Source organism: Ramlibacter pallidus (assembly GCF_015070875.1).
Taxonomy (GTDB): domain Bacteria; phylum Pseudomonadota; class Gammaproteobacteria; order Burkholderiales; family Burkholderiaceae_C; genus Ramlibacter; species Ramlibacter pallidus.
Genome location: NZ_JADDIV010000003.1, coordinates 810,648 through 821,002, shown reverse-complemented (window position 1 = coordinate 821,002; position 10,355 = coordinate 810,648). Strand labels below are relative to the sequence as shown.

At 70.3% G+C, this 10,355-nt stretch carries 7 protein-coding genes; all 7 read left to right on the top strand.

Features of this window, described 5'->3' with window-relative positions; all coding sequences use genetic code 11:
- On the top strand, nt 1–686 hold a 686-nt coding region (locus IM787_RS13100; protein ID WP_227494292.1), incomplete at its 5' end, for a hypothetical protein.
- A complete protein-coding gene (locus tag IM787_RS13095; RefSeq protein ID WP_193677078.1) occupies nt 683–3,154 on the top strand; it encodes a hybrid sensor histidine kinase/response regulator in 2,472 nt (823 codons plus the stop codon). The genes IM787_RS13100 and IM787_RS13095, both read left to right, overlap by 4 nt.
- A 19-nt stretch (nt 3,155–3,173) precedes the next feature.
- Nucleotides 3,174–5,090 (top strand): putative bifunctional diguanylate cyclase/phosphodiesterase, encoded by a 1,917-nt coding sequence (locus tag IM787_RS13090; RefSeq protein WP_193677077.1) that lies wholly within the window; start codon nt 3,174–3,176, stop codon nt 5,088–5,090.
- Between the two features lie 102 nt (nt 5,091–5,192).
- Nucleotides 5,193–7,022 carry an FAD-dependent oxidoreductase gene (locus IM787_RS13085; RefSeq protein ID WP_193677076.1) on the top strand — a complete coding sequence of 610 codons (1,830 nt, stop codon included), beginning with the start codon at nt 5,193–5,195 and terminating at the stop codon, nt 7,020–7,022.
- Nucleotides 7,019–8,839, top strand: coding sequence for a 2-oxoacid:acceptor oxidoreductase subunit alpha (locus tag IM787_RS13080; protein WP_193677075.1), 1,821 nt, complete (start codon nt 7,019–7,021; stop codon nt 8,837–8,839). The genes IM787_RS13085 and IM787_RS13080 overlap by 4 nt, the downstream gene beginning before the upstream one ends.
- Nucleotides 8,836–9,891 carry a 2-oxoacid:ferredoxin oxidoreductase subunit beta gene (locus IM787_RS13075; protein WP_193677074.1) on the top strand — a complete coding sequence of 352 codons (1,056 nt, stop codon included), beginning with the start codon at nt 8,836–8,838 and terminating at the stop codon, nt 9,889–9,891. Before IM787_RS13080 ends, IM787_RS13075 begins: the two co-directional genes overlap by 4 nt.
- A 23-nt stretch (nt 9,892–9,914) precedes the next feature.
- A complete protein-coding gene (locus tag IM787_RS13070) occupies nt 9,915–10,355 on the top strand; it encodes a CBS domain-containing protein (protein ID WP_193677073.1) in 441 nt (146 codons plus the stop codon).

The window sequence follows — 10,355 nt, the reverse complement described above, 5'->3', positions numbered from 1 at the left end:
CCCCCGCGCCGACCGCCGAAGCGCCCGCGCCCGGTCCTGCACCCGCGCCGGCACCGGCGGCCGCGCCCGCGGCCCCCGCGGCTGCCGCTCCTGCGCCGGCCGCACCCGCGGCCCCGGGCCGCACGGGCGACGTCGGGTCCGAATTGTTCGTCGTGCCCGACACGACCCTCGCAGCCACGCGAGCCACCTCCGGCTTCCTGGTGGAGACCGGATCCATTCGCACCCCGGAGGTCGGCAGCCTGCGCGTGCTGGACACGGTCGTGTTCGACCGCGCCGGGCTCGACCTCGTCGCCACCCAGGCACCGGCGGACCTCTTCCTGTCCGGGTTGGGCAGCCAGGGCGGGGACGAGGGCTCGCGCCTCGACGCACTGCAGCGATCCCTCCGCTCGCCGGCCTTCGCCACGGAGCTCGATCGCCTGCGTGAATCGGTACGCGAGGACCTGAAGCTGGACCAGGCGGTGAGCATCTCGGTCGCGAGCGTCTCGCTCGGCCTGTCGCTGGTATACGTGCTCTGGCTGATCCGCGGCGGCGTGCTGGTGGCGAGCTATCTTTCGGCGCTGCCCGCGTGGCGCATCCTCGATCCGCTGCCGGTGCTGGCGCGCGTGGACGAAGAGGAGGGTGAGGACGACGAACCCTGGCAGGACGACCGCCACGACCCGCGCAACTCGCTGCGGGGCTTCGGATGAAGCTGCTCAACACCCGCACCTACATCTCGCTGGGCCTGGTGTCGCTGGTCAGCACGGCCCTGCTGGCCGCCTCCTTCTTCGGCCTGGTGCCCGACCGGGACGCGGCGGTGCGCGACGGACGCGTGGCCCTCGCCGAATCGTTGGCGGCTTCGAGCACGGCCATCCTCGGCAGCCGCGAGCCGCGGGTGCTCGAGGACGTGCTGCGCTTCGTGCAGAAGCGCAATGCCGACCTGCGCTCCATCGGCTTGCGCAGCCACGATGGCAAGCTGGTGCTCGCGGTCGGTGACCACCTGCGGCACTGGGTGCCCATGGACCACGAGCGCGCCAGCCAGGCGCAGATCCAGGTGAACCTGCAGGCCGGCGGCCAACCCTGGGGCCAGCTGGAGCTGCGTTTCGCGCCCCTGGCCCCACCCGGCATCGCGGGCCTGCTGTCCACGCCGCTGATCCCGCTGCTCGCCTTCTGCTCGGTCCTCTGCTTCCTCGGGTTCCAGGTCTACCTGGCCCGCGTGCTGCGCCACCTCGACCCTTCGAAGGCCATCCCCGGCCGCGTGCGCTCCGCCCTGGACTCCCTGACCGAGGGCCTGCTGGTGATCGACCGCAAGCAGGAGGTGGTGCTGGCCAACGAATCCTTCGTCAAGCTGCTCGGGCGCGCCAACGAGCAGATGATGGGGGCGCCGGTGGCCTCCATCCCGTGGCTCGACGACCAGGGCCAGCCGCTCGCGCCCGGCACCCATCCATGGGCGACCGCACTGGAGACCGGCGCCGTGCAGCGCGACCTGCACCTGAAGCTGCTGGACACGGCGGGCCGCCCGCGCAGCTTCGTCGTCAACTGCTCGCCCGTGCTGGCCACCGGCGGCAAGGCCTCGGGCGTGCTGATCAGCCTGGAGGACATCACGCTGCTGGAGGAGAGCCGCGTCGAACTGCGCTCGGCGAAGGAGGAGGCGGAGGCGGCCAACCGGGCCAAGAGCGAGTTCCTGGCCAACATGAGCCACGAGATCCGCACGCCGATGAACGCCATCCTCGGGTTCACCGAATTGCTCAAGCGCGGCTTCGGCAAGAGCGAGCGGGAGTCGTCCCGCTACCTCGACACCATCCACCAGAGCGGCAAGCACCTGCTGGGCCTGATCAACGACATCCTGGACCTGTCGAAAGTGGAGGCCGGCCAGCTGACCGTGGAGAAGATCGGCTGCGCGCCGCACGCCGTCATCCAGGCGGCCCTCTCGGAGCTGGGGCTGAAGGCGCAGGAAAAGGGCATCCGCCTGTCCATGCGCCTGCTGACGCCGGTGCCGGAACAGGTGCAGTCGGACCCCGCGCGGCTGCGGCAGGTGGTGCTGAACCTGCTGTCCAATGCCGTGAAGTTCACCGAGCAGGGCGGCGTGGAGGTCCTGCTCGCGTGCAACGGCAATGCCTACACCGTGGAAGTCACGGACACCGGCATCGGCATGGAGCCGGCCAAGGTCGAATCGATGTTCGACCCGTTCACGCAGGCCGATGCCTCCATCACGCGGCGGTTCGGCGGCACCGGCCTGGGCCTGGCCATCAGCCGCAAGCTCGCCCGCGCCCTCGGGGGCGACCTCAACGCCACCAGCCAGCCGGGCGTCGGCACCACCATGATCTTCACCTTCGCCACCGGGTCGCTGGACGGCGTGCGGATGCTGGACGCCGCGCAGCTGGCGCAGGCGGCCACGGCGTCCGCCGCGCAGCGGCGCACCCGCTGGAAGATCCCGTCGGCGCGCGTGCTCGTGGTCGACGACGGCGCGGAGAACCGGGAACTGCTGTCCCTGGTGCTGACCGAGAACGGCCTTTGGGTGGAAGAGGCCGAGAATGGCCAGGTCGCGCTGGACAAGCTCGCCGCCGGCAGCTTCGACCTGGTGTTGATGGACATGCAGATGCCGGTGCTGGACGGGCATGCCGCCACCCGCGAGCTGCGCCGGCGCGGGCTGCAGGTCCCGGTGGTGGCGCTGACGGCCCATGCCATGAAGGGCTTCGAGGAGGAAGTGCTCGCGGCCGGCTGCACCGCCTACCTGACCAAGCCGGTCGACATCGATGCGCTGCTGCAGCAGGTGGCGCAGCTCCTCGGAGGCATCCCGGAAGCCGCCGACACCGCGGCTGCGGCCCCCGTCTTCGCGGACATCATCGACCTGCCGCTGGCCGAAGGTCCGATCCGCTCCCGGTTCGCCGACAACGCCAGGCTGGTGCCCATCGTCCGCAAGTTCGCGGCCCGCCTGCAGCAGCAGCTGGGGGTGGCCCGGGCGGCCGTCGATTCCGGGGACCTCGAGGAGGTCGGGCGGCTGGCCCACTGGCTGGCGGGCGCCGCCGGCACGGTCGGGTACGACGCGTTCACCGACCCGGCGCGGGAGATGGAGGCCGCGGCGAAGGCCGGCGACCAGCCGGCGGCTGATGGCGTGCTGCAACGCCTGGCCCGGATGGCGGACCTGATTGAGGTGCCGCAAGCCGCCACGAGCTAGTGCGCGGCACAATGCAGCCATGATCGAGAAGGACTCGTCTTCCGGGGCGCCCAGCGGCGGCGGCTTTCGCGACACCCTGTCGACGCAGCCGACCGTGTTCGTGCCCGGCGAGGACAAGCTGACGGAGCAGGAACTGCGCGCGCTGTCGCCGCAGGACATGCTGTGGCGCCATCGCTCCACGCAGAGCCTGTCGCAGGCGTTGATCATGATGGTCGACGACGAGATCCTCAACATCGAGATGACGCAGGCTTTCCTGATGGACGCCGGCTACCGCCATTTCGTCAACACCGACCAGCCCGAGAACGCGCTGGACATGATGCGCAAGGCGGTGCCGGGCGTGCTGCTGCTCGACCTGAGCATGCCCAAGGTGAGCGGCCTCGAGATCCTGGCGGCGATGCGGGACGACAGCGCGCTGCGCCACGTGCCGGTGATCGTGCTCACCAGCAGCACGGACCCGCAGGTGAAGCTCAAGGCGCTGGCGCTCGGCGCCATGGACTTCCTGTCCAAGCCCGTGGATCCCAGCGAACTCGGGCTGCGCATCCGCAACACGCTGACCGCCAACGCCTACCGCGAGTACCTGGGGCAGCACGATGCCCTGACCGGCCTGCCCAACAAGCAGCGCTACCGCAAGATGGCCGCCGAGGTCCTCTCCCAGGCCAAGGCGGCCGGGAGTGCCGGCGCGCTGCTGCACATCGGGGTGGACGCGCTGGGGCGCATCAACGATGCCCTGGGCCGCGTGGTGGGCGACCAGCTGTTGCAGCGCATCGCCAAGCGCCTCGCCAGCTGCGTGCAGACCGAAGCCGGCGGCGAGCTCGCGTCCGAGCAGCAGAACCCGACGCTCTATCGCTTCGACGGCGACGAGTTCGCGGTCATCGTGCCGTACATGGAAGGCGTGCACAGTGCGGCCGCCTTCATCAGCAAGCTGCTCGAGGAGGCCACCGTCAGCTTCCAGCGGCAGGGTTCGCCCGAGGTGTTCGTCACTTCCAGCATCGGCGTTTCGGTGTTCCCCAACGACGGCATGGACGCCGACGTGCTGATCCGCAACGCGGGCCTGGCGCTGCGCCACGCGAAGCAGGCCGGCACCAACCGCTACGAGTTCTTCTCGCCGCGCTTCAACGAGCAGGCCATGAGCCGCCTCGACCTCAGCGCGGAGCTGCGGCACTGCATCAGCCGCGACGAGATCGAGCTGATGTACCAGCCGCGGGTGGAGCTCGCCAGCGGGCGCGTCGTGGCGGCGCAGGCCATCGTGCGCTGGAAGCATTCGTCCGGGCGGATCATCGAGGGCGACGAGCTGATGGACCTGGCCGGCCAGACCGACATGGACGTCGCGATCACCGAGTGGCTGTTCGACCAGCTGCACAAGCACGTGAAGCACTGGAAGTCGGCGGGCCTGCAGCCGGTGCCGACCGGCATCAAGGTGTCCCTGGCCAACATGCATCCGCGCGACCTGGGCTACCTGGTGAGCGCCGCAGTGAACAGCGGCATCGAGCTGAACATGCTGTCGCTGGAACTGCAGCACGTGACCGCCCTGGAGAACCTGCCCCCGCGGGAGGCGGCGCACCTGCCGGGGCTGCGCAAGAAGGGCGTGCGCATCGCGCTGGACCGGTTCGGCGCCACGGCCTCGGTCGGGCACCTGCGCAAGCTGATGTGCGACGAGATCAAGATCGACGCCTCCTTCATGGCCGACCTGGAGAAGGACGCCGCGGTGCAGGCCATGCTGCTCGGCATGGGAGACCTGGCGCGCCGCCTGCGCGTGAACTGCGTGGCCTGCGGCGTCGACACCGCGCAGCAGCTGGCCTTCCTGCGCAGGAACAACTGGGACCAGGCGCAGGGCCGGGTCCTGGGCGAGCCGCTTTCGGACCTGAACTTCGCCGCCAAGTGGCTCACGCGCAGCGGCAAGCCCCTGCGCGTGCCGCTGCCCGGCGACGGCACCTGACGCTGCCCGGGCGGCTAGTGGAATCCACCGAGTAGGCAGCGCCGCCGCCGCAGGCGTAGACTGGGCCGCGGCCCCGACCGGGCCACCCGTCAGGAGGCCTCCTTGCAGCCGACGAACATCGCCGACCCGGCGTACTTCCACAAGGTCGTGGATTGCCAGTGGGCGTGCCCCGCGCACACCCCGGTCCCCGAGTACATCCGGCTGATCGCGCAGGGCCGCCACGGCGACGCCTACATGGTCAACTGGGTGTCGAACGTGTTTCCCGGCATCCTCGGCCGCACCTGTGACCGCCCCTGCGAACCGGCGTGCCGGCGGGGGCGGGTGGAAGAGGGCGGCGCCACTGCGCCCGAGCCGGTCGCGATCTGCCGCCTCAAGCGCGTGGCCGCCGACCTGAAGGAGGACGTGCGCCACCGCATGCCGCAGCGCGCGCCGCGCAACGGCCGGCGCGTGGCCTGCGTCGGCGCCGGCCCGGCCTCCCTGACGGTCGCGCGCGACCTCGCCCCGCTGGGCTACGACGTGACGATCTTCGATGGCGAGCAGCGACCGGGCGGCTTCATGTGGACGCAGATCCCGCGCTTTCGCCTTCCCGAGTCGGTGATCGCGGAGGAAACGGGCTACGTGCTGGACCTCGGCGCCGAGTTCGTGCCCGGGCAGCGCATCGCGTCCATGAAAGCGCTGATGGCCCAGGGCTACGATGCGATCTTCGTCGGCTGCGGCGCGCCGCGCGGACGCGACCTCGACCTGCCCGGGCGCCGCGAAGCGGCGGCCCAGATCCACATCGGCATCGACTGGCTGGCCTCGGTCTCGTTCGGGCACGTCACCCGGATCGGCCGGCGGGTGATCGTGCTCGGCGGCGGCAACACGGCCATGGACTGCTGCCGTTCGGCACGCCGGCTCGGCGGCACCGACGTGAAGGTCGTCGTGCGCAGCGGGTTCGAGGAGATGAAGGCGTCCCCCTGGGAGAAGGAGGATGCCATGCACGAGGGCATCCCGATCGTCAATTTCCACGTGCCCAAGGCCTTCCTGCACGAGGGCGGGCGGCTGGTCGGCATGCGTTTCGAGGTGGTGCGCGCGGAGCACGACGAGCAGGGCACGCGCCGGCTGGTGCCCACCGGCGAGCCCGATGCGGTCTTCGCCTGCGACGAGGTGCTGATCGCCGTGGGGCAGGAGAACGCGTTCCCCTGGATCGAGCGGGACTGCGGCATCGCCTTCGACCGGTGGGGCCTGCCGCAGCTGGATGCGCGGACGCACCAGTCGACGGTCCCGCAGGTGTTCTTCGGCGGCGACGCCGCCTTCGGGCCCAAGAACATCATCACCGCCGTCGCGCACGGGCACGAGGCGGCCGTCTCGATCGACCGCCTGCTGAACGGCGAGGACCTGCAGGTGCGGCCGGCGCCGACGGTGAACCTGATGTCGCAGAAGATGGGCATCCACGAGTGGAGCTACGACAACGACACTTCGCTGGATCCGCGCTTCAAGGTGCCGTGGGCGGCGGCCGAGAAGGCGCTGGCGAGCATCCGGGTGGAGGTGGAACTCGGCTTCGATCCGGCGACGGCGTTCCGCGAGGCCCAGCGCTGCCTGAATTGCGACGTGCAGACCGTCTTCAACCAGGAGACCTGCATCGAGTGCGACGCCTGCGTCGACATCTGCCCGATGGACTGCATCACCTTCACCGCCAACGGCGAGGAGCCGGAACTGCGGCACCGGCTGAAGGCGCCGGCGCTCAACCTCGCGCAGGACCTCTATGTCTCCGGCGAACTCAAGACCGGCCGCGTGATGGTAAAGGACGAGGACGTCTGCCTGCACTGCGGCCTCTGCGCCGAGCGCTGCCCGACGGGGGCCTGGGACATGCAGAAGTTCCTGTTCCAGGGCGCGCTGGCCAAGGGCCGCGGCCGCGCACCCGCCCGTGCCGCACCGGAGGTCCCGGCATGAACCGCATCGAGGCCGTCAACGACTTCGTCATCAAGTTCGCCAACGTCAACGGCTCCGGCTCGGCGTCCGCGAACGAGCTGTTCGCCAAGGCGATCCTGCGCATGGGCGTTCCCGTCAGCCCGCGCAACATCTTCCCCAGCAACATCCAGGGCTTGCCGACCTGGTACGAGGTGCGGGTCAGCGAGGACGGCTGGCTCGGAAGGCGCGGCGGCGTGGACATGATGGTCGCGATGAACCCGCAGACCTGGGACGCGGACGTCGCGGAGATCTCGCCCGGCGGCTACCTCTTCTACGACAACACGCGGCCGCTGCCGCCGGCGAAATTCCGGCCCGACGTGCACGTGGTCGGCATGCCCCTGACCGAGATCTGCAATGCGGTGTACGCGGAGCCGCGGCAGCGCCAGCTGTTCAAGAACATCGTGTACGTGGGCGCGCTGTCGGTGCTGCTGGACATCGACCCCGCCGAGATCGAGAAGCTGTTCGGCGAGCAGTACCGGGGCAAGGAGAAGCTGCTGGCGTCCAACGTGCAGGCGCTGCAGCTCGGGCGCGAGTTCGCGCAGGAGCAGCTGCAGCCGCTCGGCCTGCGGGTGCGCCGGGCCGACCGCGTGGGTGACCGCATCTTCGTCGACGGCAACAGCGCCGCGGCCCTGGGCTGCGTCTATGGCGGGGCCACGGTGGCGGCCTGGTACCCGATCACGCCGTCTTCCTCCGTCGCGGAGGCCTTCCAGCGTTACTGCAGCAAGCTGCGGGTCGATCCCGACACGGGCCAGAACCGCTACGCCATCGTGCAGGCCGAGGACGAGATCGCCTCGATCGGCATGGTGGTCGGCGCGGGCTGGAACGGCGCGCGCGCCTTCACGGCGACGTCCGGTCCCGGCGTGTCGCTGATGACGGAGTTCATCGGGCTGGCGTACTTCGCCGAGATTCCCGTGACGATCATCGACGTGCAGCGCGGCGGCCCTTCCACCGGCATGCCGACGCGAACGCAGCAGGCCGACATCCTCTCCTGCGCCTACGCCTCGCATGGCGACACGAAGCACGTGCTGCTGTTCCCCGAGGACCCGCATGAATGCTTCGAGCACGCGGCGAAGGCGCTGGAGCTGGCCGACCGCCTGCAGACGCCGGTGTTCCTGATGACCGACCTGGACATCGGCATGAACCAGCGGCTGTGCCGTCCCTTCGCCTGGGAGGAGGGCGGCGACTACGACCGCGGCAAGGTGATGAGCGCGCAGGAACTGGAGGCCGGCCGCGACTTCGGGCGCTACAAGGACGTCGACGGCGACGGCATCCCCTGGCGCACGCTGCCGGGGACCCACCCGACCCAGGGCGCGTACTTCACCCGCGGGACGACGCGCGACCCGTATGCACGCTACTCGGAGCGCGGGCCGGACTACATCTACAACATGGAAAGGCTGCTGCGCAAGTTCCGCACCGCCGCGGGCCTGGTGCCGCAACCGGTGCTCCAGCGTGCCGCGGCGGAGACCCGGCTGGGCGTCATCCACTTCGGCTCGACGAGCCCCGCCATGCAGGAGGCCCTGCAGGTCCTGGCCGCGCAAGGGCTCCACGTCGACGCCCTGCGCCTGCGCGCCTTTCCCTTCTCCGACGGGGTGGCGGAGTTCATCGCCGGGCACGAGCGGGTGTTCGTGGTGGAGCAGAACCGCGACGCGCAGATGCGGTCGCTGCTGGTCAACGAACTGGAAGTCGATCCGGCCCGGCTGGTGAAGGTGCTGCACTACGACGGCACGCCGATCACCGCCCGCTTCATCACGCAGGCCATCACCGCGCACGTGCAGGCGCTGAAGGAGCTGGCCGCATGACCTGGATCGCCAAGCCGCCGCTGCACCATCCGACGCTGGAGAAGAACCGGGTCGGCTACACCCGGCGCGACTACGAGGGCAAGATCTCCACGCTGTGCGCGGGCTGCGGCCACGACTCCATCTCGGCGGCCATCATCCAGGCCTGCTGGGAACTCGACATCGAGCCGCACCGCGTGGCCAAGCTGTCCGGCATCGGCTGCAGCTCCAAGACGCCGGACTACTTCCTCGGCGCCTCGCACGGCTTCAACACCGTGCACGGCCGCATGCCCTCGGTCCTGACCGGCGCGAACCTCGCCAACCGCGACCTGCTGTACCTGGGCGTCTCCGGCGACGGCGACTCCGCCTCCATCGGCCTCGGCCAGTTCGCGCATGCGATGCGGCGCGGCGTGCGCATGGCGTACATCGTGGAAAACAACGGGGTCTACGGGCTGACCAAGGGGCAGTTCTCCGCCACCGCCGACAGCGGCAGCAAGAGCAAGAAGGGCGCGGTCAACAGCGACAGCCCGGTGGACCTGGTGGCCATGGCGCTGCAGCTCGGGGCGACCTACGTCGGCCGCGGTTTCTCCGGCGACAAGGCGCAGCTGGTGCCGTTGATCAAGGGGGCCATGGCCCATGGCGGGGCGGCCTTCCTGGACGTGATCAGCCCGTGCGTCGCCTTCAACAACCATCCGGGCAGCACCAAGAGCTACGACTACGTGCGGGAGCACAACGAGGCGGTCAGCCGGATCGACTTCATCACGCCGCGCGAGGAGATCACCACCCAGGCGGCGCCCGGGCAGCGCGTCGACGTCCGGCAGCACGACGGTTCGCTCCTGCGCCTGCGCAGCCTGCACCCGGAGTACGACCCCACCGACCGCTACGCCGCCATGGCCTTCATGCAGGCGCACCACGCACGCGGCGAGGTGCTCACCGGGCTCCTGTACGTGGACCCGCTCGCCACCGACCTGCACACGGCAATGAACACCACCGCCCGCCCCCTCAACACGCTGGAGGCGCCGCAGCTCTGTCCCGGCGCCGGCGTGCTCCAGAAGATCAACGCTTCGCTCCGCTGACCCGGCGTCCGCCAGGAGGTGCCATGCCCGATCGCACCGTGTTCCAGTCCATCCCCAAGCGCCACGTCCTGAGCCTGGCGCCGCAGGCCAGCGTGTGGGATGCCGCGTGCGCCATGACGCGCGCCAACTGCGGCAGCGTCCTGGTGATGGAACCGCCCGACCGCCTGCTGGGCATCGTGACCGAGCGCGACCTGATGACGCGCGTGCTGGCGCGGGCACTGGACCCGAAGGAGACCCGGCTGGCGCAGGTCATGACGCCGCATCCGACCTGCGTGCCGCCGGAGACGAAGGTCTCGGACGCCGTCCTGATCCTCCTCGAGCGGGGCTTCCGCCACCTGCCGATCGTGGCGCCGGACCGCAGGATCCTGGGCGTGTTCTCCGTGCGCGACGCGCTGCCGCGCGAGATCGACAGTGCGTTGAACCAGACCGAGTTCAACGAACAGGTGAACGACGCGCTGGGTTGA

Coding starts and splice junctions, on each gene's coding strand:
- IM787_RS13080 (WP_193677075.1), top strand. CDS start 7,019: ATGAACCGCATCGAGGCCGTCAACGACTTCGTCATCAAGTTCGCCAAC.
- IM787_RS13090 (WP_193677077.1), top strand. CDS start 3,174: ATGATCGAGAAGGACTCGTCTTCCGGGGCGCCCAGCGGCGGCGGCTTT.
- IM787_RS13070 (WP_193677073.1), top strand. CDS start 9,915: ATGCCCGATCGCACCGTGTTCCAGTCCATCCCCAAGCGCCACGTCCTG.
- IM787_RS13095 (WP_193677078.1), top strand. CDS start 683: ATGAAGCTGCTCAACACCCGCACCTACATCTCGCTGGGCCTGGTGTCG.
- IM787_RS13075 (WP_193677074.1), top strand. CDS start 8,836: ATGACCTGGATCGCCAAGCCGCCGCTGCACCATCCGACGCTGGAGAAG.